Origin of the sequence: Micromonospora sp. B9E7, from assembly GCF_039871815.1 — a bacterium.
Taxonomy (GTDB): Bacteria; Actinomycetota; Actinomycetes; order Mycobacteriales; family Micromonosporaceae; genus Micromonospora.
On sequence record NZ_JBDPLX010000002.1, the window covers coordinates 462,688 to 487,099 of the forward strand.

At 71.4% G+C, this 24,412-nt stretch carries 26 protein-coding genes; 6 read left to right on the top strand and 20 right to left on the bottom strand.

Going from position 1 to position 24,412, the window contains the following annotated elements:
- Positions 1-117: 117 nt before the first annotated feature.
- The 3 genes from ABGB10_RS04830 to recO all read right to left on the bottom strand — a co-directional run bounded on the left by ABGB10_RS04830 (position 118) and on the right by recO (position 2,057).
- Positions 118-303: a hypothetical protein gene (locus tag ABGB10_RS04830; RefSeq protein ID WP_088988090.1), complete on the bottom strand. Its 186-nt coding sequence runs from the start codon at positions 301-303 to the stop codon at positions 118-120.
- A gap of 66 nt (positions 304-369) precedes the next feature.
- On the bottom strand, positions 370-1,185 hold the full coding sequence (locus ABGB10_RS04835; protein ID WP_347659622.1) for an isoprenyl transferase: 816 nt from the start codon (positions 1,183-1,185) through the stop codon (positions 370-372).
- Positions 1,186-1,190: 5 nt separating this feature from the next.
- Positions 1,191-2,057: a DNA repair protein RecO gene (recO, locus tag ABGB10_RS04840; protein WP_347659623.1), complete on the bottom strand. Its 867-nt coding sequence runs from the start codon at positions 2,055-2,057 to the stop codon at positions 1,191-1,193.
- A 102-nt stretch (positions 2,058-2,159) separates the two neighbouring features.
- Here recO and ABGB10_RS04845 point away from each other — a divergent pair, with 102 nt between their 5' ends.
- A complete protein-coding gene (locus ABGB10_RS04845) occupies positions 2,160-2,966 on the top strand; it encodes a DUF4097 family beta strand repeat-containing protein (RefSeq protein WP_347659624.1) in 807 nt (268 codons plus the stop codon).
- On the opposite strand, the gene ABGB10_RS04850 is transcribed toward ABGB10_RS04845, so the two are convergent.
- From ABGB10_RS04850 to ABGB10_RS04885, 8 genes are all read right to left on the bottom strand, one after another.
- On the bottom strand, positions 2,953-4,098 hold the full coding sequence (locus ABGB10_RS04850; RefSeq protein ID WP_347659625.1) for an acyltransferase: 1,146 nt from the start codon (positions 4,096-4,098) through the stop codon (positions 2,953-2,955). The genes ABGB10_RS04845 and ABGB10_RS04850 overlap by 14 nt on opposite strands.
- Before the next feature lie 188 nt (positions 4,099-4,286).
- Positions 4,287-5,192: a GTPase Era gene (gene era, locus ABGB10_RS04855; RefSeq protein WP_278141111.1), complete on the bottom strand. Its 906-nt coding sequence runs from the start codon at positions 5,190-5,192 to the stop codon at positions 4,287-4,289.
- On the bottom strand, positions 5,189-5,575 hold the full coding sequence (locus tag ABGB10_RS04860; protein WP_347659626.1) for a cytidine deaminase: 387 nt from the start codon (positions 5,573-5,575) through the stop codon (positions 5,189-5,191). The genes era and ABGB10_RS04860 overlap by 4 nt, the downstream gene beginning before the upstream one ends.
- Positions 5,568-6,992, bottom strand: a complete 1,425-nt coding sequence (locus ABGB10_RS04865; protein ID WP_347659707.1) for a hemolysin family protein — start codon at positions 6,990-6,992, stop codon at positions 5,568-5,570. The genes ABGB10_RS04860 and ABGB10_RS04865 overlap by 8 nt, the downstream gene beginning before the upstream one ends.
- The gene (gene ybeY, locus ABGB10_RS04870; protein ID WP_347659627.1) at positions 6,968-7,441 is read right to left on the bottom strand and encodes an rRNA maturation RNase YbeY; all 474 of its coding nucleotides are present in this window, start codon (positions 7,439-7,441) and stop codon (positions 6,968-6,970) included. Before ybeY ends, ABGB10_RS04865 begins: the two co-directional genes overlap by 25 nt.
- Positions 7,442-7,456: 15 nt before the next feature.
- Positions 7,457-8,515 (bottom strand): PhoH family protein, encoded by a 1,059-nt coding sequence (locus ABGB10_RS04875; protein ID WP_278141114.1) that lies wholly within the window; start codon positions 8,513-8,515, stop codon positions 7,457-7,459.
- A 130-nt stretch (positions 8,516-8,645) separates the two neighbouring features.
- Positions 8,646-10,034, bottom strand: coding sequence for a serine hydrolase domain-containing protein (locus ABGB10_RS04880; RefSeq protein ID WP_347659628.1), 1,389 nt, complete (start codon positions 10,032-10,034; stop codon positions 8,646-8,648).
- A complete protein-coding gene (locus tag ABGB10_RS04885; RefSeq protein ID WP_088988083.1) occupies positions 10,031-10,390 on the bottom strand; it encodes a histidine triad nucleotide-binding protein in 360 nt (119 codons plus the stop codon). Before ABGB10_RS04885 ends, ABGB10_RS04880 begins: the two co-directional genes overlap by 4 nt.
- 97 nt (positions 10,391-10,487) lie before the next feature.
- Between ABGB10_RS04885 and ABGB10_RS04890 the strand changes: the two genes are divergently transcribed.
- Complete coding sequence (locus ABGB10_RS04890) at positions 10,488-11,249, top strand: SDR family oxidoreductase (RefSeq protein WP_347659629.1); 762 nt, start codon at positions 10,488-10,490, stop codon at positions 11,247-11,249.
- Between the two features lie 106 nt (positions 11,250-11,355).
- On the opposite strand, the gene ABGB10_RS04895 is transcribed toward ABGB10_RS04890, so the two are convergent.
- The 3 genes from ABGB10_RS04895 to hrcA all read right to left on the bottom strand — a co-directional run bounded on the left by ABGB10_RS04895 (position 11,356) and on the right by hrcA (position 14,331).
- Positions 11,356-12,090: a 16S rRNA (uracil(1498)-N(3))-methyltransferase gene (locus ABGB10_RS04895; protein WP_347659630.1), complete on the bottom strand. Its 735-nt coding sequence runs from the start codon at positions 12,088-12,090 to the stop codon at positions 11,356-11,358.
- A 1-nt stretch (position 12,091) separates the two neighbouring features.
- Complete coding sequence (gene dnaJ, locus ABGB10_RS04900) at positions 12,092-13,237, bottom strand: molecular chaperone DnaJ (protein ID WP_030491782.1); 1,146 nt, start codon at positions 13,235-13,237, stop codon at positions 12,092-12,094.
- Between the two features lie 71 nt (positions 13,238-13,308).
- Positions 13,309-14,331, bottom strand: coding sequence for a heat-inducible transcriptional repressor HrcA (gene hrcA, locus ABGB10_RS04905; RefSeq protein WP_347659631.1), 1,023 nt, complete (start codon positions 14,329-14,331; stop codon positions 13,309-13,311).
- Positions 14,332-14,556: 225 nt separating this feature from the next.
- On the opposite strand from hrcA, the gene ABGB10_RS04910 reads away from it, so the two are divergent.
- Positions 14,557-15,186 (top strand): DUF4870 domain-containing protein, encoded by a 630-nt coding sequence (locus ABGB10_RS04910; protein WP_347659632.1) that lies wholly within the window; start codon positions 14,557-14,559, stop codon positions 15,184-15,186.
- A gap of 36 nt (positions 15,187-15,222) precedes the next feature.
- Here the strand turns inward: ABGB10_RS04910 and hemW are convergent, their stop codons facing one another.
- Complete coding sequence (gene hemW, locus ABGB10_RS04915) at positions 15,223-16,446, bottom strand: radical SAM family heme chaperone HemW (protein WP_347659708.1); 1,224 nt, start codon at positions 16,444-16,446, stop codon at positions 15,223-15,225.
- Between the two features lie 19 nt (positions 16,447-16,465).
- Here hemW and ABGB10_RS04920 point away from each other — a divergent pair, with 19 nt between their 5' ends.
- Positions 16,466-17,275, top strand: a complete 810-nt coding sequence (locus ABGB10_RS04920; RefSeq protein WP_347659633.1) for an enoyl-CoA hydratase-related protein — start codon at positions 16,466-16,468, stop codon at positions 17,273-17,275.
- Between the two features lie 78 nt (positions 17,276-17,353).
- Here the strand turns inward: ABGB10_RS04920 and ABGB10_RS04925 are convergent, their stop codons facing one another.
- Positions 17,354-18,118 carry an SDR family NAD(P)-dependent oxidoreductase gene (locus tag ABGB10_RS04925; RefSeq protein ID WP_347659634.1) on the bottom strand — a complete coding sequence of 255 codons (765 nt, stop codon included), beginning with the start codon at positions 18,116-18,118 and terminating at the stop codon, positions 17,354-17,356.
- Between the two features lie 367 nt (positions 18,119-18,485).
- Here ABGB10_RS04925 and ABGB10_RS04930 point away from each other — a divergent pair, with 367 nt between their 5' ends.
- The gene (locus ABGB10_RS04930) at positions 18,486-19,346 is read left to right on the top strand and encodes a hypothetical protein (protein WP_347659635.1); all 861 of its coding nucleotides are present in this window, start codon (positions 18,486-18,488) and stop codon (positions 19,344-19,346) included.
- Between the two features lie 221 nt (positions 19,347-19,567).
- Complete coding sequence (locus tag ABGB10_RS04935) at positions 19,568-20,470, top strand: phytanoyl-CoA dioxygenase family protein (RefSeq protein WP_347659636.1); 903 nt, start codon at positions 19,568-19,570, stop codon at positions 20,468-20,470.
- Between the two features lie 104 nt (positions 20,471-20,574).
- On the opposite strand, the gene ABGB10_RS04940 is transcribed toward ABGB10_RS04935, so the two are convergent.
- The 4 genes from ABGB10_RS04940 to ABGB10_RS04955 are packed head-to-tail and all read right to left on the bottom strand — an operon-like array spanning position 20,575 to position 24,338.
- Positions 20,575-21,216, bottom strand: coding sequence for an MOSC domain-containing protein (locus ABGB10_RS04940; RefSeq protein ID WP_347659637.1), 642 nt, complete (start codon positions 21,214-21,216; stop codon positions 20,575-20,577).
- 25 nt (positions 21,217-21,241) lie between these two features.
- Positions 21,242-22,072, bottom strand: coding sequence for a carbohydrate ABC transporter permease (locus ABGB10_RS04945; protein ID WP_278141126.1), 831 nt, complete (start codon positions 22,070-22,072; stop codon positions 21,242-21,244).
- Positions 22,069-23,055 (bottom strand): sugar ABC transporter permease, encoded by a 987-nt coding sequence (locus ABGB10_RS04950; protein ID WP_347659638.1) that lies wholly within the window; start codon positions 23,053-23,055, stop codon positions 22,069-22,071. Before ABGB10_RS04950 ends, ABGB10_RS04945 begins: the two co-directional genes overlap by 4 nt.
- Entirely contained in the window at positions 23,052-24,338 is a 1,287-nt protein-coding gene (locus ABGB10_RS04955; RefSeq protein WP_347659639.1) for a sugar ABC transporter substrate-binding protein, read from the bottom strand. Before ABGB10_RS04955 ends, ABGB10_RS04950 begins: the two co-directional genes overlap by 4 nt.
- Between the last annotated feature and the right edge of the window lie 74 nt (positions 24,339-24,412).

Below are 24,412 nucleotides of genomic sequence, written 5' to 3' on the forward strand. Positions count from 1 at the left end.
TGAATAAAAGTCGCGAAAGCACCTGAAAAGGCCACCACAACTCCATGATCGACTGGGTCATGGGCCGCACAGCACGGCGCCGCCCGCACGGGTGCGGGCGGCGCCTGTCGATCGGGGTCAGAAGAAGCGGCGGCGCTTGGCCTTCTGCGGGCGGATCAGGTCAGCGCCCCTGGTCAGCAGCCGAGTCGCTCCGGAGGGACCACGGCGGGCCTCCAGGGTGTGGCTGAGCCGGCGGGCACCGGCAGCCGCGAGTGGCACCGCGACCGCCATCACCGCCCACTGGGCAATGCGCTTCTGGATCATGTGGGTTCACCTCCGTCAGTGGCTTCTGACGTCACTGATACCCAGAGTGACGTGCGGGTAAGCGCGTCAGCTCAGAACCGGGGCGACCGGGTTGGGCAGCGCGCCGCCGAAGCGCCGGTCCCGCTGCGCGTACAGCTCGCACGCGTACCAGAGGTGGCGGCGGTCGAAGTCGGGCCAGAGCGTGTCCAGGAAGACCAACTCGGCGTACGCGGTCTGCCAGAGCAGGAAGTTGGAGATCCGCTCCTCCCCGGAAGGGCGCAGGAACAGGTCCACCTCCGGAATCTCCGGGTGGTAGAGGTACTTCGCGACGGTCTTCTCGGTGACCTTCGCCGGGTCCAGCCGGCCGGCCGCCACGTCCCGCGCGATCGCGGCGGCGGCGTCGCCGATCTCGGCCTGCCCGCCGTAGTTGACGCAGAACTGCAGGGTGAGCGTCGAATTGCCCTGGGACATCTCCTCGGCGGTCTGCAGCTCGGAGATGACACTCTTCCACAACCGCCCGGGTCGACCCGACCAGACCACCCGGACACCGAGGTCGACCAACTGGTCACGGCGGCGACGGATCACGTCCCGGTTGAACCCCATCAGGAACCGGACCTCGTCCGGCGAGCGCCGCCAGTTCTCGGTCGAGAACGCGTACGCCGACAGGTACGGGATGCCCATCTCGATGGCGCCCTCGATGGTGTCGAAGAGGCTGTGCTCCCCCGCCTCGTGCCCCTTGGTACGGGGCAGGCCGCGGTCCTTGGCCCACCGACCGTTGCCGTCCATCACCACCGCCACGTGCCTCGGTACCGCCTCGGTGGGCAGCGCTGGCGGCCGGGCGCCGGACGGGTGTGGTGTCGGCGGCGTCGGCTCGCGCCGGTTGGCCTTCTTCGATCGGATCACTCGGGTCACTCCCTGTTCGCGCCGTCCGCCCCGGCCTCGACGTCGCCACGTGGCCGGAGCACCACGGCTCCGGTGCCTTCCGGCGGCGAGGCCGCGCCGGCCGCCGAGGGACCCCGGTCGACCAGCGGCAGCGAGCGTAGCGCGCGTTCCAGATGCCACTGCAGGTGAGCCGCGACCAGCCCACTGCACTCCCGGCGTACCCCGGAGTCGGTGGCGTCGGCGAGCACCCAGTCGCCGGTGGTCAGCGCGGACATCAGATCGATGGTGGCCGGCGCGGGGTGGGCCGCGCCGGGTGGCCGACAGTCCGGACAGACCGCGCCGCCGGCCGGCACGGAGAACGCCCGGTGCCGACCCGGGGTGCCGCAGACCGCGCAGGCGATCAGCGCCGGTGCCCAACCCGCGAGAGCCATCCCCCGCAGCAGGTACGCGTCGAGCACCAGGGTGGTGGCGTGCTCGCCCCGGGACAGCGCCTTCAGCGCGCCCAGGGTGAGCTGGAACAGCCGCAGCGACGGCTCCCGCTCCACCGGGGTCAACCGCTCGGCGGTCTCGGCGATCGCACTGGCCGCCGTGTAGCGGGGGTAGTCCCCCAGGAACCGTTTGCCGTACAGGTCGATGCCCTCGACCTGGCTGACGGTGTGCAGAGAACTGCCGTGGTTGCCCTTCGGATCACCGGCGAGCTGAAGGTCGACGTGGCCGAACGGTTCCAGCCGTGCGCCGAACTTGCTGGTGGTGCGGCGGACCCCTCGGGCAACCGCGCGCAGCCGGCCGTGTCGACGGGTGAGCAGGGTGATGATCCGGTCGGACTCGCCGAGTTTCTGCACACGCAGCACCACCGCGTCGTCGCGGTAGAGCTGTCGGCGATACCCGGCCATCGGGCCATTCTCCCTCGGGGTGTGAAATCAGGGTTGGTTCGGGGTGGATGCGCGGTTGAACCCCGATGCGCGCGGCTCTTCACCGGCCGTAGCGTGCTGAGCATGGCAATGCAACCGACCACCGGCGGTCTCCGTCGTCGCGCCGCCGCCCCCGTCGCCCTGGGGCTGGCAACCACCCTCATCGTGCTTGCCGGGTGTGACAACCTGGCCATGCGCCGGCTCGACTACGACGACACCGAGCCGGTGAAGATCACCTCCATCCGGGTGCTGCCCGGGGCCGGCGACGTGGTCGTCCGAGGCACCGGCACGGCGGCGGAGGCGCGGATCAAGCGGGTGGTGCGCTACCAGGGCGGCGAGCCCCAGGCCCGGTACGAGATCAAGGGCAGCGAACTGGTGCTGGACACCGACTGTGGCGACCGGTGCAGCGTCTCCTACGAGGTGACCGTGCCGGAGGGCGTGACCCTCCAGGGCGAGTCCGGCTCCGGCGACGTCGAGCTGAGCCGGGTCGGCACGGTGGATCTGCGGCTGGGCTCCGGCGACGTACGGGTCGTCGGCGCGTCCGGCGCGGTCGGAGTCGAGACGGGCTCCGGCAACATCGACGTGAGCGAGGTGAGCGGGGCCGTCCGCCTGCGCGCCGGATCCGGCGACATCACCGCACGGCGGCTCGGTGGCACGACGGATGCCGAAGCCGGCTCCGGCAATGTCACCGTCGAGCTGGACAAACCGGCCGCGGCGCGGGCGCACGCGTCCAGCGGCGATGTGATGTTGCTGGTGCCGCCGGGCAGCTACCGGGTGCGCTCCGGCGCGGGCTCCGGTGACGCGCGGGTCACCGTCGCCGACGACCCGGCCGCGTCCCTGGTGCTCGACGGTTCAGCCGGCAGCGGCAACGTGACGATCAGCCAGCGTTGACGTCGACGGTGGCCGGCTTCCCGGCCGACCGCTGGGCCGGCACCACGGCCCGGTCGAGGACACGCCCGGCCGGCCGAGCACCGGGCCGGGCGCTCGGCTGCGCACCGTCGGGGGCAGCCACCTCGGCCGATCGCCTGGGGCCACCGGGGACCAACTCCGGGCGGCGGCGGGCGGCGACGTCCTCGACCCAGCCGACGGCGAGGGTGACCAACCCGACCAGCGCGAAGACCAGCAACACCCGGATGGCCAGCCCCACCGGATCCTGGTGGGACCAACCCACCACGTCGACCAGCGGGGTGAGCGCCACCACGAACGGCATGTGCCAGAGATAGATGGTGAGCGCCCGCCGGTTGACCACGGTCACCGCCCGGTCGGCCAGCCGGCTTCGACTCAGCCAGGCCACCCCGGAGGGAGCCCGACCCAGGACGACCAGGATGAACGCGGCCGACCAGAGGGCGTTGCCCAGGTGGTTGTCGTTCAGGTCGTACCCACGTGGCCCGGGATGCCCGACGATCCAGGCGCCGCCGCCCACCGCGAGGGCGAGCGCCAACGGGTACAGCACCCGGCCGGAGAGCCGACGCAGCATCCCGGCGTGATGGGCGAAGCCCAGCATCCACGCTCCGAAGTAGAGCCCGAACTCGCGCAGCACCGGTGGCGCGGGGTAGATCCCCGCCTCGATCGCCACCAGGATGAGGTACGGGGCGAGCAGGGTGGGCAGCGGGGCACGCCGGAACAGCCAGTACGCGACAGGTGAGGCGAGCACGAACCACAGGTAGTCGCGCAGGTACCAGATGACGCTCAGTGCCAGGGCGCCCCAGTTGTTGGCCGGCGGGTCGGCGATCGGGAACACCCACAGCAGCACCCGAGGGCTCACCGGCATCCCGGTGAGCAGCATGGCGGGCACGAAGACCGCCGCGAGCACCCACAACGACGGGAGCAGCCGGCGCAGTCGACGCCCGACCGCCGCCGGCCCGGAACGGGTCAGCGACGCGGCCATCAACGAACCGGCCAGCGCGAACATCACCGACATGGCAGGGAAGACGAGGGTGAGGGTCGCCCACCCCGTCACGTGGTAGACGACCACTCGGACGATGGCCAGGAAACGGAGCAGATCAAGGTACCTGTTGCGCATCAGCCTGCATCTCGGTCGGGGACGCGGGGCGTAATTCCCCTACCCTGCGCGGTGCCCGCGTGAAACGGCCAGCAACCCCGACCAAACGTGAATCTTTCCACCGGCATGACCGAAGACGACCATGAGGTACGGCGACAGCCGTGCCCGCGCCGGCCGGCCCGATCGGCCGGCCGGTCGGTGCGGTGGAATCAGAAGCCCAGCTTGCGCAGCTGCTTCGGGTCGCGCTGCCAGTCCTTCGCCACCCGCACGTGCAGGTCGAGATAGACCCGGCTGCCCAGCAACTCCTCGATCTGCCTGCGGGCGTTGGTGCCGACCTCCTTGAGCCGACTCGCCCGATGACCGATGACGATCGCCTTCTGGCTGGGTCGCTCGACGTACACGTCAGCGTAGATCTTCATCAGTTGACCTTCGGGGATCATCTCCTCCACCACCACGGCGATGGAGTGCGGCAGCTCGTCGCGGACCCCCTCCAGGGCGGCCTCCCGGATCAGCTCCGCGACCATCACCTGCTCGGGGTCGTCGGTCAGCATGTCGTCCGGGTAGAGCTGCGGCGACGGCGGCAGGTAGCCGGTCATCACATCGACCAGAGTGTCCACCTGGTGCCCGGAGACCGCGCTCACCGGCACCACCGCGGCGAACTCCCCCAACTCGCTCACCGCGAGCAACTGCTCCGCCAGGCGGCGCTTGTCCACCAGGTCGGTCTTGGTGACCACCGCCAGCACGGTCGCCTTCAACTCGGCCAACTCGCCGGTGATGAACCGGTCGCCGCGCCCGACCGGCTCGTCCGCCGGGATGCACAGGCCGATCACGTCGACCTCCGTCCAGGTGGACCGGACCAGGTCGTTGAGGCGCTCGCCGAGCAGCGTACGGGGGCGGTGCAGACCCGGGGTGTCCACGAGGACCAGCTGCGACTCCGGGCGGTGCAGCACGGCCCGGATGACGTGCCGGGTGGTCTGCGGCTTGTTCGAGGTGATCGCGATCTTGGTGCCGACGATGGCGTTGGTCAGCGTCGACTTGCCCGCGTTCGGCCGACCGACGAAGCAGCCGAAACCGGCCCGGTACGGCCGTGCCTCCGGGTCCTGCACGGGGCTCACTGGGTCACCGTGCCGAGAACCGTGCCGTCGGGAGCGGCCACGTGGATCGGGGCGTCCACCGCGAGGTCGCGCACCGCCGCGTGCCCGGCGCCGTCCAGCGTCGACGCCTCGGTCACCACCGCCGCGGCCTCCAGCCGGCTCGCCCCGGCCGCCACCGCCGACGCGACCGCCAACTGCAACGCGGTGAGGGTCAGCGAGGGCAGCGCGACGCTGGCCGCCGCGTACGTCCGGCCGTCCTGATCCCGCACCGCGGCGCCCTCCACGGCACCGACCCGTGCGCGGGCGCCCCGGGCCAGGACGACGAGCTTGCCGTCCTCGGCGCTCAGCGCGGCTGACGCGATGGGGGTGGGTTGGGCGGCAGGCGCGGCGGGTGTGTCAGGCATCGGCGGATTGCCTCTCGTCGTCTCGGTAGTTGTCCGTGTCGTCCCCGGGGTCGGCGTGCTCGCCACGCCCCGCGGTGTCCTGTTCGTGGCCCGGCTCAACCCGGCTGACCAGGACGGTGTCGATCCGGTTACGCCGGCCGGTGGTGCCCTCGGCGACCAACCGGAGGCCGGCGACCTCGGCCTCCGCGCCGGGGATCGGCACCCGCCCCAGCGACTGGGCAAGCAGGCCACCGACCGTCTCCACCTCGTCGGTGGGCAGGTCGGTCTCGAACATCTCGCCCAGGTTCTCCACCGGCAGGCGGGCGGTCACCCGCACCGAGGAGTCCGCCAGGCGTTCGACGGGCGGGCGTTCGACATCGTACTCGTCGGTGATCTCACCGACGATCTCCTCCAGGATGTCCTCGATGGTGACCAGACCGCCGGTGCCGCCGTACTCGTCGACGACGATGACCAGGTGGTTGCGGGCCGCCTGCATCTCCGACAGCAGGTCGTCGACCGGCTTGGACTCCGGCACGAAGGTCGCCGGGCGCATCAACTCGGCCACCGGCAACTGCTCGGCCTGCGGGTCGCCGCCCCGGGAGCGGCGGATCAGGTCCTTGAGGTAGAGCACACCCAGCACGTCGTCGACACTCTCGCCGATCACCGGAATGCGGGAGAAACCGGAGCGCAGGAAGAGCGCCAGCGCCTGCGCCAGCGTCTTGCCCTCCTCGATCCACACCATCTCGGTACGCGGCACCATCACCTCGCGGGCGATGGTGTCGCCGAGCGCGAAGACCGAATGGATCATCTGACGCTCGCCGTGCTCGACCACGCCGCGCTGCTCGGCCAGGTCGACCAGCTCCCGCAACTCCACCTGGGTGGCGAACGGCCCCTCCCGGAAGCCACGCCCCGGGGTGACCGCGTTGCCGATCAGGATCAGCAACGACGCGAGCGGGTTGAGCGCCCGGCCCAGCCAGCGGACCATCGGCGCGACCGCACGACCCACGGCGTACGCGTGCTGCCGGCCGATGGTGCGCGGCGCGACGCCGACCACCACGAAGCTGACCACTGTCATCGCGCCGGCGGTCACCAGCGCGGCCCGCCAGCCGGCACCGAAGCTGTCCACCGCGACCAACGCCACAAGCGTGGTGGCGGTCAGCTCGGCGAGCAGCCGCAACAGCAGGAGCAGGTTGAGGTGCCGGACGACGTCACCGGCAACGACCTGGAGGGTCCGGGCACCACGCACACCGTCGCGGGCCAACTCGGCGGCTCGGGCCGGCGAGACCGCGGCGAGGGCCGCCTCGGTCATCGCGATCAGACCCGCCAACACCACCAGGCCGGCCGCGAAGACGATCAGCTGCAGGTCAGGAAGGCCGGCGGTGGCACCGGCCGCGAGTAACGGAGGAGTGGACATCACTGGGTACGGGTCGACCGCCAGCTGGCCAGCAGTCGGGCCTGGAGCCCGAACATCTCCCGCTCCTCCTCCGGCTCGGCGTGGTCGTAGCCGAGCAGGTGCAGCACCCCGTGCACAGTGAGCAGGTGCAGCTCGTCGGCGGGCGCGTGCCCGGCGGTCGCCGCCTGCTTGGCCGCGACCTCGGGGCACAGCACGATGTCGCCGAGCAGGGCAGGCTCGCCGCCGGCCGGCGCGGACTCACCCGGGCCGTGGTCGACGCTGCCCTCGTCCATGGGGAAGGCGAGCACGTCGGTCGGGCCGTCGCCACCCATCCAGTGGTGGTTCAGCTCGGTCATGTATTCGACGTCGACCAACAGCACGGACAGCTCGGCGAGGGGGTTGACCCCCATCTCGTCGAGGGCGTGCCGGGCGACGGCGAGCACGGCGTCGGTGTCGACGTCGACACCGGACTCGTTGGCGATCTCGATGGACAACTGCTTTCCTCTGCTTTAGCGGCGGCGGGCGGCCCGGCCGCCCTGGGCGGGTCGCCCGGGCACGGCATGGACGCCCTGCGCCTGCTGGTTCTCCCGCTCGGCGTCCCAGCGGGCGTACGCGTCGACGATCTCCCCGACCAGCCGGTGGCGGACCACGTCGGAGCTGGACAACTGGGCGAAGTGCACATCCTCGACGTTCTCCAGGATCTCGCGGACCACCCGCAGACCGCTGGTCGTCCCGCCGGGAAGGTCCACCTGGGTGACGTCACCGGTGACGACGATCTTGGAGTTGAAACCGAGCCGGGTGAGGAACATCTTCATCTGCTCGGGCGTGGTGTTCTGCGCCTCGTCCAGGATGATGAACGCGTCGGAGAGCGTACGGCCCCGCATGTACGCCAGTGGCGCGACCTCGATCGTCCCCTGGGCCATCAGCTTCGGGATCGTCTCCGGGTCGAGCATCTCGTGCAACGCGTCGTAGAGCGGGCGCAGGTACGGGTCGATCTTCTCGTTGAGCGTGCCGGGCAGGAAGCCCAGCCGCTCGCCCGCCTCGACCGCCGGCCGGGTCAGGATGATCCGGTTGACCTGCTTGGCCTGCAACGCCTGGACGGCCTTCGCCATCGCCAGGTAGGTCTTGCCGGTGCCGGCCGGGCCGATGCCGAAGACGATGGTGTTCGAGTCGATCGCGTCGACGTAGCGCTTCTGACCGAGGGTCTTGGGTCGGATGGTGCGCCCGCGACGGGAGAGGATGTTGAGCGTCAGGACCTCGGCGGGCCGCTCGGCGCTGCCCTGCTCGAGCATGCCGACGGTACGCCGGACGGCGTCAGTGGTCAGGGTCTCGCCTTTCTCGATGAGTTCGAGCAGCTCGCTGAAGACCCGCTCGGCGAGGGCGTTGTCCGCAGGGTCACCGGTGATGGTGATCTCGTTGCCGCGGACGTGCACGTCACTGTTGACCGAGCGTTCGACGAGTCGGAGGATCTCGTCGCCTGCGCCGAGCAGATTGACCATGATCTTCGAGTCGGGCACGGTGATCCTGGTCTGCACCCGGGGCGGGCCGGGAGGTGGGGTGCCGGTCATAGGTCGGGCCGAAGGGCCCTGCGCCACCTGCTCTCGATCTCGGCGCCGGCCTGCTGGCTGGCGTGCGGACGTTACACCCATCGTATCCGTTCGACGCGGGCCGCATCGCGCCCATTTCCGCTGGCCGCGATCAACGACCGGCCCGGAAGTCGTACCGGTCGAAGGTCTCCTGGTGGCGGGTGAACCGGTACGTCGCCCAGTGCATCCGGACCACCGTGCCGGCCTCGTCCCGGGTCAGCCGCAGCAGCTCACCGGCCTCCCGACCGGATGCCGTGCGGAACACGTCCGGCTGGTCCGGTAGGGGCACGAAGATCGCTGGCGGGCGTCCGGCCGGGTCACCGGTCCCGCGCGCCCGCAGGGAGCCGTCATGCCAGGAGAAGACGTACTCGGAACCCTCGCCCCACCAGCGGCCGAGCACGCCCCGCAGGGCCGCTGGCGCGGGCGCCCCGGGCCGCCATGGCTCGATGTCGGCCGGGTCCTGCTCGACCGCTGCGGCGAGCAGCCGGTGCGTCAGGTCGAACAGCTCGGCCGCCGTACCGGACGAGCCGAGCACCGCGGCGCCCATCGCGCCGGCCGTGCCGTCGCCTCCCCGCCGGCCGTACACGCCGGCGAGGAAACCGGGCATCGCCCCGTCGTGTCCCACGTGCATCACCCGTTCCCCCTGCGGGATCAGGATCAGCCCGAGACCGAAGCCCGCGCCCCAGAGCGTCTCGTCGGTGGTGGTCAGCGGCCAGCGCATCTCGTCCAGCGTCGCGGGGGCGAGCACCGCGCCGGCCGGGTCCAGCGCCGCCGGGTCGGCCAGGAACGCCGCCCAGCGCGCCATGTCGGTCGCGGTGCTCCAGAGCTGCGCGGCCGGGCCGACCGCGCCGAAGTCGGTCGGCGGCTCGGGGTGCGCCTCGTCGGAGTACGCGTCGACCAGGAACCCGGTCGCTGCCGTCGGCCGGGGGGCCACGGTGGTGTCGGTCAGCCCGAGCGGCGTCAGGACCCGCTCGGTGAGCGCCTGCTCCCAGCTCTCGCCGCGCAGCCGGGCGACCAGTTGACCGAGCACGGCCATGCCCAGGTTGGAGTAGTGGAACCGGCGGGCCGCCGGCAGCACCCGCTCGGCCCGGTCCAGCTCGGCCACCAACTGGTCGGCGTCCGGGGCGCGCAGGCTGTCCCACACGTCGCCGAACGGCTCGCGTTGCAGGCCGGCGGTGTGCGACAGCAACCGGCGCACGGTCAGTTCGCCGTGTGCGGGCAGGTCCAGGTGCCGACCCACCGGGTCGTCCAGGTCCAGCAGCCCGTCGTCGCGGCACTGCAGGATGAGCGCCGCGGTGAAGGTCTTGGTGACCGAGCCGATCCGGAACTGGGTGTCCGGCGTCAACGGGCTGTCGGTCCCGGTCTCGCCGACGGTGCAGCTCCAGAGCGGTCGGTCGGCCCGGTGCAGCGCCACCGACACCGCCGGCACCCGGGCGTCGGCCTGCACCCGCCGGACGAGTCGGCCCAGGTGCTCGTGCACGCGGCTGTCCGCCTCGCTCACGCGAGGTCCCGGGCCAGCATCGGGCCGAGCGGCGCACCACCGAGCAGGTGCGCGTGCACGTGGAACACTTCCTGCCCCCCGTACGCGCCGGTGTTGAACATCAACCGGAAGCCGTCGCCGAGCAGGCCCTCGTCCTCGGCCACGGCGGCGGACGTCGCCAGCACGTCGGCGGCCAGAGCGGGGTCACCCTGGGCGAGCGTCGCGACGTCGGCGTAGTGCTCCTTCGGAATGACCAGGACGTGCACCGGCGCCTTCGGGTCGATGTCGCGGAAGGCGAGCGTGGTGTCGGTCTCCCGGACCACGGTGGCCGGGATCTCCCCGGCGACGATGCGGCAGAACAGGCAGTCGGATCCCATCGGGGCAGTGTAAGGAGGGGCCCCTTGTTAACGCCTGCGGTATAGGAAGGGGCCCTTCCTAACATCGGTTGTGACTGAGGCGGGCAGGATGGCCGGCATGACGGATCGGGCGGTACTGGTGACCGGAGCCTCGCGTGGGATCGGCGCTGCGGTGGCACAGGCGTTCGCGGAGAGCGGTGACCGGGTGGCGATCCACCACTGCGACTCCGCCGACGCGGCCGAGGAGGTGCGCGCGCACCTGCCCGGCGCCGGGCACGTGGTGGTTCGCGCGGACCTCACCGACCCGGACGCGGTCCGGGCCATGGTCGACCGGGCCGCCGAGCTGCTCGGCGGGTTGGACGTCCTGGTCAACAACGCCGGGACGTACGGCGACCGGGACGACCCGCACCCGATCTTCGGCGCCTCCTACGAGCACTGGCAGAAGCGCTGGCGGCAGGTGCTGGAGACCAACCTGACCGGTGCCGGCAACGTCACCTGGTGCGCTGCCCAGCACATGCGCGAGCGCGGCGGGCGGATCGTCAACGTCTCGTCCCGGGGCGCGTTCCGGGGCGAGCCGGACCAGCCGGCGTACGGCGCGAGCAAGGCGGGGCTGAACGCGTTGGGTCAGTCCCTGGCCGTGGCGCTGGCGCCGTACGGCATCACGGTCGCCACCGTCGCGCCGGGTTTCGTGGCGACCGACATGGTGACCGAGTACCTGGGCGGCGAGGAGGGCGCGGCGATCCGGGCGCAGAGCCCGTTCGACCGGGTGGCCCGGCCGGAGGAGATCGCCGCCGCGGTGCACTGGCTGGCCTCACCACTGGCCGAGTGGGCCTCCGGCACGATCGTCGACCTCAACGGCGCCTCCTACCTGCGCAGCTGACGTCGGCGCCGACAAGATCCTGGAAGGAAAGCGCCCCCGGAGGGGCCTTTCCTTCCAAGATTTCGCTGGGGGTCGCTAACCAGCGAGCGGTGGACGCGGGAGGGGGTCACCAGCGGTCGAGGCGGGTGGCGAGCACGCTGAGCGCCGCCACTCCGGCGGTCGAGGTACGCAGGACCGACGGCCCGAGCCGCACCGGCCGGCCGCCGGCCTCGCGGAACGCGGTCAACTCGGCGGGGGCGATGCCGCCCTCCGGGCCGACCACCAGGACGATCTCGCCGGTGGAGGGCAGTTCGGCTGTGGTGAGCCGATCCTCGGCCTCCTCGTGCAGCACGAACCCGGCGGCGGCGCCGGCGATCCGACGGGCCACCGTGGCGGTGGACTCGTCCGGCGCGCCGGCCACCACCGGCAGCCACGGCCGGCGGGCCTGCTTGGCCGCCTCCCGGGCGGTGGCCACCCACTTCTCCCGGGCCCGTACGCCCCGGTCGCCGCGCCACTGGGTCACCGAACGCGACGCCGCCCACGGCACGATCTCGTCGACGCCGACCTCGGTCATCGCCTGCACGGCCAACTCGCCCCGATCGCCCTTCGCGATGCCCTGCACGGTGACGATCCGGGGGACCGGCGCGTCCGCGTACCCCCGGGAGGTGACGGTGACCTCCAGGCTGCCCCGGCCGACGGCGGTGACCACTGCGGCGGCCGTGCCGCCCCGACCGTCGGCGAGCAGCAACTCCTCGCCGACGCGCAGCCGCTGCACGGTGGCCGCGTGGTGCCCCTCCGGGCCGTCCAGGGTCAGCGCGTCGCCGGTGGGCAGCGCCTCGACCAGGAACAGCGGTGCGGACACCTCAGGCGTGCCCGTTGAACGCGTCGCGCATCCGGGAGAAGAAGCCGCCCTGCTTGGACAACTCGGCGACCTCCTCACCACGGGTCTTGGCGAAGTCGCGCAGCATCTTCTCCTGGTCCGGGTCGAGCTTGGTCGGCGTCCGCACGTCCAGGTGCACGTAGAGGTCGCCTCGGCCGGTGCCGCGCAGGTGCGGCACGCCCCGGGCCCGCAGTCGCAGCGTGCTGGCCGGCTGGGTGCCGGCCTTGACGTCGACCGTCTCCTCGCTGTCCAGGGTCTTGATGGTCAGCCGGGTGCCCAGCGCCGCCGCGGTCATCGGCACGGTGACCCGGCAGTGCAGGTCGTCGCCCTTGCGGGAGTAGACGTCGTGCGGCCGCTCGTGGATCTCCACGTAGAGGTCACCGGCGGTGCCGCCACCCGGGCCGACCTCGCCCTGCTGGGCCAGCCGGATCCGCATGCCGTCCTCGACGCCGGCCGGGATCTTGACGGTCAGCGAGCGGCGGGTACGGACCCGGCCGTCGCCGGCGCAGGTGGGGCACGGGTGCGGGATGGTGGTGCCGTAGCCCTGGCACACGGTGCACGGCCGGGCGGAGACCACCTGGCCGAGGAAGGTGCGCTGCACCGACTGCACCTCGCCCCGACCGGCACACGCCTCGCAGGTCGCCAGGTGGGTGCCGGCGGCCGTGCCGGCGCCGGAGCAGGTGGTGCAGAGCACGGCGGTGTCGACCGTGATCGGCGCCTCGACGCCGAACGCCGTCTCGTGCAGGTCGAGTTCGAGCCGCAGGATCGCGTCGGCGCCCGGTCGGGTACGCGGACGCGGGCCACGGGCGTTGCCACCGGCACCGCCGAAGAAGGCGTCCATGATGTCCTGGAAACCGACGAACGGGCCGGCGCCGCCCGGGCCCCCGGGGCCTCCGGCACCGCCGCCGCCCGGGGCGAGCGGGTCGCCACCCAGGTCGACGATCTGCCGCTTCCGGTCGTCCGAGAGGACCTCGTACGCGGCGTTGATGTCCTTGAACTTCTCCTGAGCCTCCGGGTCCGGATTGACGTCCGGGTGGAACTGGCGCGCCAGCTTGCGGTAGGCGCGCTTGATCTCGTCATCGGAGGCTTCCCGGCTCACACCGAGAATGCCGTAGTAGTCCCTGGCCACTGCGTTCCGTGTCCTCATGTTCGTCTCGCGTTGCGCCGATCCGGCTGCCGCCGGCCGTCGGCCCTGACTGGTCAGTTCTGGGCCAGCAACTCGCCCACGTAGCGTGCCACGGCGCGCACCGTGGCGATGTTGCCGGGGTAGTCCATCCGGGTGGGCCCCAGCACCCCCAGACCACCGACGATCGTCGCGCCCGGACCGTAGCCGGTGCTGACCACCGAGGCGGCCCGCAGGTTGTCGAACTCGTTCTCGTCGCCGATCAGCACCCGGGTCGTGCTCGGCTCGGTCTCGCCGATGAGCTTGAGGAGCACGACCTCCTCCTCCAGTGCCTCGAGGATCGGCCGCAGGGAACCCTGGAAGTCGAGCAGGCCACCCCGGGTGAGGTTCGCGGTGCCGGCGAGCGCGATCCGCTCCTCGTGCCGCTCGACGAGCGTCTCCAGCAGGACGGTGGCGAGCGTGGTCATGGTCGGGCGCAGCAGGGTCGGCGCTTCCTCGACCAGCGCCTGCACCAGCGGCGGCGTCTCGGACAGCCGGGCGTTGGCGAGCTTCTCGTTGATCAGTCGGCGTAGGTCGGTGACGTCGTCGGCGGACACCGGCCCGGGCAACTCCACCAACCGCTGCTCCACCCGCCCGGTGTCGGCGATCATGACGAGCATCAGCCGGGTGGTGGAGATCGGCACCAGTTCCAGGTGCCGCACCGAGGAGCGGGCCAGGCTCGGGTACTGCACGACCGCCACCTGGCGGGTCAGCTGGGCGAGCAACCGCACTGTGCGGTGCACCACGTCGTCGAGGTCGACCGCGCCGACCAGGAAGCGCTCGATGGCCCGACGCTCGGCCGGGCTGAGCGGCTTGACCCGGGACAACCGGTCGACGAACAGTCGGTAGCCACGGTCGGTGGGCACCCGGCCGGCACTGGTGTGCGGCTGCCGGATGTAGCCCTCCTCCTCCAGCACGGCCATGTCGTTGCGGACGGTGGCCGGGGAGACCCCGAGCTGGTGCCGCTCGACCAGCGCCTTGCTGCCGACCGGCTCCTGGGTGGAGACGTAGTCCTCAACGATCGCGCGGAGCACGGCGAGTTTCCGGTCGTCGAGACCCATCCCCGCACCTCCTGATCGCTCGTCGGCCGCCGGCTCCCTGGGCCGGCCGGGCCGTCCTGGCACTCGACTGTAGCGAGTGCCAGTCTACGTCGGCGTGCCCGCCGGCGCGATGATCAACGACGGCCCGTCGGTGCGGCCCGCGCCACCCCGCCGGACCAATCGGCCCACATCGCCGGGCGGTGTTGCTCTGGTGCGGCGTTGCCAGGTGCCCCTACCGTGACATCCATGACTGAACCTCCTCGCCCTCCCGGCGCGGGTGACCCCGGCAACTACCCGCCGGAGCCGACCTCCCCGGGTTCGTACCCGTCGGCCGAGCCACCCACCGCACCACTGTCCGGGGCACCCGGCCCGGGCGGCTATCCCCCGGCCGGTGGCTATCCGCCGCCCACCGGTGACCAACCGCCGTCAGGCGGCTACCCTCCGGCGGGAGGCTACCCCCCGCCCGGGGGCTATCCCCCGCCCGGCGGCTACCCGACCGGTGGGGCCTACGGCGGCCCCGGCGGCGGCTACGCCAACAGCGAGGACAAGACCTGGGCGCTGGTCGCGCACTTCGGCGGTGCCGCCGGCATGATCATCAGCGGCGGTGTGCTCGGCTGGATCGCCCCGCTGGTGGCGATGCTGGTCCGCGGCAACCAGTCCCCGACCGTGCGGGCGCACGCCGTGGCGGCGCTCAACTTCCAGCTCATCTGGTCGATCGTCGGCCTGGTCGGCTGGGTGTTGTCCTGCATCCTGATCGGCTTCATCGGGGTCATCGCGGCCGTCGTCCTCGGCGCCGTGTTCGGCATCCTGGCCGGGATCAAGGCCAACGAGGGGCAGTTCTACCGCTACCCGCTCTCGGCGAGCTTCATCAAGTGACCTCGGGCCGGCCGCTCCCCCGGCCGGCCCGCCCGCTCAGGGCAGCAGGTCGCGCACGACCGCGTCGGCGAGCAGCCGCCCGCGCAGGGTGAGCACCGCTCGGCCGGCCGCGTACTCCTCGGCTGCCAGCAGGCCGTTGGCCAGCGCCCGCTCGGCGCCGGCCCGGCCGCTGGCGTCGAGCACCGCCAACGGGAGGCCGCTGGCGAGCCGCAGCCGGAGCATCACGTCCTCCATGTGCGCCTCGTCGGCGGTGAGCACCTCCCGGGCCAGGCCGGGGGACGCTCCGGCGGCCAACCGCTGGGCGTACGTCGAGGGGTGTTTGACGTTCCACCAGCGCACCCCACCGACGTGGCTGTGCGCCCCCGGCCCCAGCCCCCACCAGTCCGCGCCGGTCCAGTAGAGCAGGTTGTGCCGGCACCGGGCCTCGTCGGTGCTGGCCCAGTTGGAGACCTCGTACCAGGAGAGCCCGGCCGCGTCGAGGGCGGCCTCCGCGGCCAGGTAGCGGTCCGCGGCGACGTCGTCACTGGGGTACGCCAGTTCGCCGCGTCGCATCCGGGCGGCGAGCCGGGTGCCGTCCTCGACGATCAGGGCGTACGCGCTGACGTGGTCCACTCCGGCGGCGACCACCTGCTCCAACGAGGCGGCGAAGTCCTCGGCCCGCTCCCCCGGCGTCCCGTAGATCAGGTCCAGGTTGACGTGCTCGAACCCGGCGTCGCGGGCTTCCAGCGCGGCGGCGGTGGCCCGGCCGGCGCTGTGTTTGCGGTCCAGGATCGCCAGCACCCCCGGCGACGCGGACTGCATGCCCAGCGAGATCCGGGTGTAGCCGGCGGCCCGCAGCAGCTTCAACGATTCCGGGGTGACCGATTCCGGGTTGGCCTCGGTGGTCACCTCGGCGTCGGCGGCCAACCCCCAGGTGCGGTCGATGCCGTCGAGGATGCGGGCCAGGTCGTCGGCGGGGAGCAGGGTGGGCGTACCGCCGCCGACGAAGACGGTGTCGACCCGGGGCGGTGGGCTGTCGCCCAGCACCCGGGCGGCGAGCGCCAGCTCGGCCAGGACGGTGTCGGCGTACCCCTCACGGCTGGCGCCGCCGCCCAGCTCGGCCGCCGTGTAGGTGTTGAAGTCGCAGTAGCCGCAGCGACTGGCGCAGAACGGCACGTGGACGTACACGCCGAAGCCGCGCGCGCCGACCGCCGTGGTGGCGGTGGCGGGCAGCGATCCGTCGACAGGGACGGTCTCACCATCTGGAAGGACGCCGGGCATGGCCACTAGTGTGCCCGGCATGACCTCTCCCGACGTCCTCGTGCGGGTCGCCACGGCCCGTGGGGTGACCACCCTCACCCTGGACAGCCCGCACAACCGCAACGCGCTCTCCACGGGCCTGATGACCCAACTGCTGTCGGGGCTGGCCGGCGCGGTCGCCGACGAGTCGGTCCGGGCGATCGTGCTGGACCACACCGGCCCGGTCTTCTGCTCGGGTGCGGACCTGAAGGAGACGGCCGCCGCGTACGCGAGCGGGACGGTGCCCGCCGGGATGCTGGGTGACGTGCTCGCGGCGCTCTGGGAGTGCCCGAAGCCGGTGCTGGCCCGGGTGGGCGGGCCGGCGCGGGCGGGTGGGCTGGGCCTGATCGCCGCCGCCGATCTGGCGGTCTGCGCCGACGAGGCGACGTTCGCGTTCACCGAGGTGCGGATCGGGGTGATCCCGGCGGTGATCTCGGCGACCGTGCTGCCCCGGCTGCATCCGCGCGCCGCCGCCGAGCTCTACCTGACCGGGGACACCTTCGACGGGCGGCGAGCCGCCCAGATCGGCCTGGTCACGGCCTCCGTGCCCGCCGCCAAGCTGGACCCCGCGGTGCGGAGCTACTGCGACTCGCTGGTGCGGGGCGCTCCCGGCGCGTTGGCCGGTGCGAAGGAGCTGCTGCGCCGGCCGGGCACCGCCGAGCTGCGTGGTGACCTGGCGCGGCTGTCCGCCCTGTCGACCAGCTACTTCCTCTCCAACGAGGGGCGCGAGGGAGTCACCGCGTTCCGGGAGAAGCGATTGGCTCGATGGGTGGCCGCTCTGGACGGTGGTTCCGCGGAGCGCGCCGGGTAGGACCGGGAGCCCCGGCTCGTCGTTGGTGGCCGTCGGGGCGCCGCCTCCGTGCACGGCGGCGCCCCGGTGTCGGCCGGGTCACCACGCGGTAGCGCCGCCGTCGACCGGGTAGTTCGCCCCGGTGATGTACGACGCCCGGTCGGAGGCCAGGAACACCACCAGTTCGGCGACCTCCTCGGGTTGGGCGAACCGCTTGAGGAGCGTCTTGCCGGTGATGGCGTCCCGGGCCGCCTGGTTGTCGCCCAGGTCGCGCTCGCTGGCCGGGCTGACGATCGGGCCGGGGCTGACCGCTACCGCACGGATCCCGTGCGGCGCTCCTTCGAGCGCGAGCTGTCGGGTCAGGCCGATGACGCCGGCGTTGGCGGCGGTGTGGCCGACCATCGGGGGGACGTGACCGGCGATCATGCCGGCCATGGAGGCGGCGTTGATGATGACGCCGCCACCGCGCCGCACGAGGTGCGGCCAGGCGAACTTCGACACGAAGTACGGGATGTCGAGTTCGCCGGTGATGGTGTAGCGCCAGTCCTCGACCGAGAAGTCGGGCATCGGGCCGAAGCGGAGCGCCGCGGCGTTGTTGTAGACCACGTCGAGCCCACCGTAGGCCGCGGCGGCGTCCTCGACGAGGGTGCGCACCTGCTCCGGGTCGGTGAGGTCGACCGGGGCGATGCCGGTCATCTCACCGCCGGCGCTGCGAACGAGTTCGACCGTCTCGTTGTTGCCGTCGACCTGGATGTCGACCCCGACGACCTTCGCGCCCTCCCGCGCGAAGATCTGCGCGGCGACGCGTCCCAGACCGCCGCCGGTGCCGGTGACGAGTACGACCTTGCCGTCGAGCGTTCCCATGGAACTCCTCCTTGCTCCAGGACCGGTCCGACCGGGTTCCCCGATCGGGCGGGCCAGCAATTGACATGTCAACCCGTAGTAAGCCCTTGACCGGTCAACCACTTCCCGAGGAGACGGGCCCGTGACGCGCACGACAGGCCAGGCAGGCGCCACCCAAGGCGCGCGCGAGCGGCCAGCGAGACGGGCACCGGATGCCCCCCGATTGTCACCGGGCCGGACTGCGACAGAGAGCCACACCGGTAGGTGAGACCGGGCCCAAAGCGGGAATGTCCCGATCGGCACGCCTCGGCAGAGCCGGTCCCGAACCGCTCAGACGACCCGGAGAGGTCCGCGGGGGACGTACGCTTGGCGGACTGTCGATCTGGGGGTGTGGGTGCGAACTCGGGCAGCCGTGGCGGGTGGAGTGGTGCTCATCCTCGTCGCCGTGATCGCGATCTGGCTCGTCGTACGGCAGGTCGGTGACCGCCTCCAGTTGCCGCTGGCAGCCCGGAAGTGCACCGTGCAGGCCGACGGCCGGGTCGCGCTCGACGCCGACCAGATGGCCAACGCGGCGACCATCGCGGCGATCGGCGCCCAGCGCGGAATGCCCGAGCGGGCCGTGGTGGTCGCGCTGGCCACCGCCTACCAGGAGTCCGGGCTCCGCAACCTCGCCGACGGCGACCGGGACTCGGTCGGCCTGTTCCAGCAGCGGCCGAGCCAGGGCTGGGGCACCCCGGCACAGATCCGCGACCCGCGCTACGCGGCCAACCGGTTCTACGCGGCGCTCAAGAAGGTGCGCGGCTGGGAGAAGATGCGCGTCACCGACGCCGCCCAACGGGTGCAGCGCTCGGCGTTCCCGGAGGCCTACCAGAAGTGGGCCGACGACTCCGAGGTGCTCAGCCGAGCCCTGCTGGGAGACGCCACCGGAGCGGTCGCCTGCACGGTGGGGCGTACCCCGGTGATGCACGGTGCGGCGGCGGCCGCGCAACTGACCCGCAACCTGGTGCTGGACTGGGGGCTGAAGGGCACCGACCCGACCGACCCGACCGGGCTGGCGATCACGCCGGGCGACCAGCGCGACGGCTGGCGGTACGCGCACTGGCTGGTGTCCCACGCCCAGGACCACGGGGTGAAGCGCGTCCGCTTCGGCGACCTGGAGTGGACCGCCCGGGCCGGCACCTGGGACCGGGCGGACGGCGAGCAGAGCCCCGCCGGTCAGGTGGTGGCCGAGGTGTTCAACGAGGGTTGACCGACCCGGATCTCTTAACCGGCGGTCACCGCACAATCGGACAAATGCCTAGCAATACCCCGATTGATCACGGAGAACTCACTCTGCGCAGTTCCCCCGCTGCGGGGGGTCCCACTGCGGACCACGCATCGAAGACGCCCTCCCCGAGGCCATGGCCGTCGCGTTACGATCGGCGGCCTGTGCCAGAAAAGGATTCACCTCATGGGGAGGGGTACGACGCGGTGTTCGATTACGGCGACCGGACCGGTTACGAACCGATCAGCGACACTGACCGCAAGGAGTTTCACGAGCAGGGCTTCCTCCTGCTGCGCAACGTCCTGACGGAGGACCACCGGGCGGCGCTGGAGGCGGCGGTCGACCGCGTCTACGCGGAGGAGCAGGCCAAGGGCACCACCAAGAAGGACGGCACCCTGCACCTGCTGGGCTTCCTGGAGCGCGACGAGCTCTTCGGCGAGCTGCTCACCCACCCGATCGCCTTCCCGTACATGTGGGGGCTGGCGGGCTGGAACATCTACACCCACCACAACCACCTGGACGTCACCCCGCCGGCCGCCGAGCCGGAGAAGCCGTACTGGGGTTGGCACCAGGACGGGTACCGGCAGAACTCCGACCCGGAGACGATGGACCCGAACCTGCCCCGACCGATGTTCTCGCTGAAGGTCGCGTACGTGCTGTCGGACCTCTCCGAGACCGGCCGCGGCGCCACCAAGGTCATCCCGGGCAGCCACCTGTGGAACTCGCTGGACCGGCCCAAGGACCTCAGCGTGCACAACCCGGACCCGGAGGGCACGGTGGAGATCACCGCCAACCCGGGTGACGCGTTCATCTTCGACCGCCGGCAGTGGCACTCACGGTCGACGAACCTGTCGACCATCACCCGCAAGATGCTCTTCGTCGGTTACACCTACCGGTGGATCCGTCCGCTGGACGAGCTGCACCCCGACCTGAACGGCGAGTGGTACCGCAACCGCACCCCGGTTCAGCGCCAGCTGATCGGTGAGGGCACCCACACCGCCAACTACTGGGGCATCAACTGGGACGGGTACGTCGACGACGAGATCCCGCTGCGCAAGGAGCTCAAGGAGCGCGGTCTGCTCGACCGCAGCGTCCCCTGGCTCCGCTGATCTTCCGCTCCTGAGGACGGCCCCCGGTCATCGCCTTCTGGCATGGCCGGGGGCCGTTCCTGTCGGTCCCGGCCCCGGCTACCGTTTCTGTCGGTGGCCCCGGGTCAGCCCCGGGAGGCGAGACGGCGTCGGGCCTTCTCGCGGATCGCCTCCGGCAGGTCCTCCGCATCCAACAGCCGGGGCAGCAACTCCGGCTCCAGGCTGGTCGCCCGGAACACCTCGCCGATGGTCACCCCGTGCGCCGGGCGGTCCACCACCTCGACCGGGTCGCCCGCGCCGACCTCCCCCTCGCGCAGCACCCGCAGGTACGCCCCGGGCGATGCCCGGACGGTGAACCGCTTGATCAGATCCGGTACGCCCCAGAACCCGGCGAAGGTGGTGCAGGGGGTACGCGGCTTGGTGACCTGGAGCAGGGCGGAACCGACCTGCCACTGCTCGCCGATCACCGCACCCGTCACGTCGATCGCGTAGGTGGTCAGGTTCTCGCCGAAACCGCCCGAGCGGATGGTCCGGCCGATCTCGGCCGACCACCAGGCGGCGTCCTCCTCGGCGTACGCGTAGACGGCCTTGTCGGACCCGCCGTGCACGGCTCGCTCGCCGATGAAATCGCCGGCCACGCCACCGGTGAGCACCGCCACCGGCCCGTCGACCGGTCGCTTGTCGATGCCGCTGCGACCGCTCGCGTCGCCGGCCCACTCCGCCTCGGTCACCACGCCGAGGTTCACCGCCGCCACCCTGCCCGTCATGGCGGTCAGCCTAGTGGCGGCACGGTCAGCCCTTGACCGCGCCGGCCACCAGGCCGGAGACCATCCGGCGTTGCACCAGCAGGAAGAAGATGATCACCGGCAGCGTGAACAGGGTGGACGCGGCCATCACCGGCCCCCAGTTGGTGTCGTCGCGGCCGAAGAAGAAGGTCATCGCCACCGGCAGCGTGTAGCTCCCCTGGTCGTTGATGAACGTCAACGCGAAGATCAGCTCGTTCCAGGCCGTGATGAAGGAGAAGATGCTGGTGGCCACCAGGCCGGGCGCGACCAGCGGGAAGAGGACCCGCCGGAAGGTCTGGGCGCGGCTGGCCCCGTCGATGGCTGCCGCCTCCTCCAGCTCCTTCGGCACCGCGGCGACGAAGCCGCGCAGCATCCAGACCGCGAACGGCAGCGAGAAGCCAAGGTACGTGAGGATCAGGCTGGGCAGGGTGTTGTAGAGCCCGAGCCGCTGGATCATCAGGAACAGCGGGATGACCAGCGCCTCCAGCGGGATCATCTGCACCACCAGCAGCATGATCAGGAAGCTGGTCCGCAGCTTGAAGCGGAACCGGGCCACCGCGGTCGCGGCCAGCAGGGCAACCAGGCCGCTGAGCACCACAGTGGAGACGGCGACCAGCGCGCTGTTGAGGAAGAAGTCGAGGAAGCTCACGCCGGGGATCAGGTTGCCGGTCAGGATCTCCCGGTAGTGCGCCAGCGTCGGGTGGGCCGGCACCGGCTGCGGAGTGGCCGAGAAGATCTCGTTGCTGGGCTTCAGCGAGGTCGAGATCATCCAGTAGACCGGAAACGCCGCGAAGAGCGCGACCAGCAGACCGGCGGCGTTGAGGGCGACCTTCTTCACGACTCGTCCTCCTGCCTGAGCACCATCCGAACGTAGAAGCCGGTGACCACGAGCAGGATCAGCGTGAGGATCACCGCGATGGCCGCGCCGAGTCCGTACTTCGGCGGCGGCGAGAAGGCTTCGGCGTACGAATAGATGGCGAGCATGAACGTCGGCCGGTCCTGGGTGCCGCCGGCCAGCACGAACTGCTGGGTGAAGACCTTGAAGTCCCAGATGGTGGAGAGAATGATCAGGATCCCGAAGACCGGGCGCAGCAACGGGAAGGTGATCTTCCAGAAGACCCGCCACGGGCTGGCACCGTCCACCCGGGCCGCCTCGTGCAGTTCGCTCGGCACGCTCTTGAGACCAGCGAGCACGCTCACCGCGATGAACGGGAACGAGTGCCAGACCACCACCAGGGTGAGGATGGCGAAGAAGAGCAGCGGGGAGTTGAACCAGCCGTAGCCGGTCCAGTCGCTGCGGCCGAACAGAGCGTTCGAGAGCCCGTCCGGCAGGGCGTTGAACAGCCACGTGGCGAGGCCGCTCGTGTCGTCAAAGATCCACTTCCAGACGATGGTGCCGGTCAGCGCCGGGGTCGCCCAGGCGAGCATCACGCAACTGGCCACGAAGGTCGCCATCTTGCGGCCGAGCCGGTTGAGCAGGAGCCCGACCAGGGTGCCCAGGACCATGGTGAGCAGCACGTTGGCCGCGGCGAACAGGACCGTGTTGCGCAGTACGGTCAGGAAGAACGGGTCGGAGAGGATGTCGACGTAGTTGCCCAGCCCCACCCACGGCCACTCGCGGTCGCCGCGCAACTGCCGGACGTTGTTCAGGCGGTAGAAGGACATCACCACCACCTGGCCGAGCGGCCAGAGCAGCAGCACCCCGATGATCACCAGCGCGGGCAGGAGCAGCAGGTAGGGCAGGCGGTCAACCCGGCGACGCCGCCGCGCGGGGGTTTCCCGCGCGGCGGCCGTCTCCGGCACCTCGGTCAGCGTGGTCACTTGGCGTTGAGGATGCTTTCCATCTCGGCGGCCGCATCGGCGGTAGCCTTCTCGACCGTCTTCTGACCCTTCATGACCGAGCTGTTCATCGCCTGGGTCACCGTCTTGGTCCGGCTGACCTCCACCCACTTCGGGGTGAGCGGCGTGAGCTTGGTGTTCTGCATGGTGGTGGCGAACGCCGCCATCACCTTGTCGTTGGCGTAGGTGTCACCCGCGACCAGGTCCTGGTAGACCGGGAAGAAGCCGAGGCTGCTCGCGAAGCTCTGCGCGTTCTTCTTGTTCAGCAGCACGGTCAGGTAGTCCCAGGCCAGGTCCTGCCGCTCGCTGTCCTTCCAGATCGCCACGTCCGAGCCACCGGCGAAACCGGGTGCCGCCTTGCCGTCCGGGCCGGGGATCGGGAACGTACCCCAGACCTTCTCGATCTCGGGGTTGTCCTTCTTGATGGCGCCCTGCTGCCAGCTTCCGGCGAAGGCCATCGCCGCCTTGCCGGTGGCGAACTGGGTCCGCGCGTCGATCTCGTTCCAGCCGGCCGCCGCGGGCGGGGCCACCTTGTGCACGGTGACCAGGTCGGTCCAGAACTTGACCGCCCGCTGCGCCTCCGGCGTGGTGTAACCCGACTTCCAGGCGCCGCCCTGGTTGCCGGCGATCTCGCCGCCGGCACCCCAGAGGAAGGAGTAGAAGGGCAGCTCCGAATTGCCCGGCAGGGCGATGCCGTAGGTGCCCTTCTTCTTCGCCTGCACGGCCTTGGCCACGGTGACCAGGTCGTCCCAGGTCTTCGGGGGCTGCACGCCGGCCTCGGCGAACCAGTCGGTGCGGTAGTAGATCGCGCGCACCCCGGCGTACCAGGGCACGCCGTACTGCTTGCCGTCGAGCTGCGCGTTGCGGACCAGGTCGGGCAGCAGGTCCTTGCCGTCGGCCCAGCCGCCCATCCGACCGCTCACGTCGGCGAGCGCCTCCTGGGCCGCCCAGCCCTGGGTCTCGGTGTTGCCCAGCTCGGTGATGTCCGGTCCCTCACCGCCGGCGAGCGCCGCCTGGAACTTCTTGGGCGCCTCCAGCCAGGGGATGTACTGCACCACCACGTCGGTGTCGGGGTGCTTCTGGCGGAACTCCGTCTCGACGGAGTCGAGGAAGGTGTTCTGCGCCTCGCCGCCCTCGCCCATCATCCAGACCGTGAGCTTGCTGTCGTCAGCCGCATCCTCACCGGAGCCCCCGCAGCCGGTCAGCACCATCGCGGCCGAGGCCACCATGGCGGTGACCGGGGCCAGCCGCTTCCACCTGTTCACGCCACTTCTCCCCTCGCGCCGCCTGGAACTAACCTTCTCCGCCGCACCCTAGTACGGAGAATTCCTTTACGACA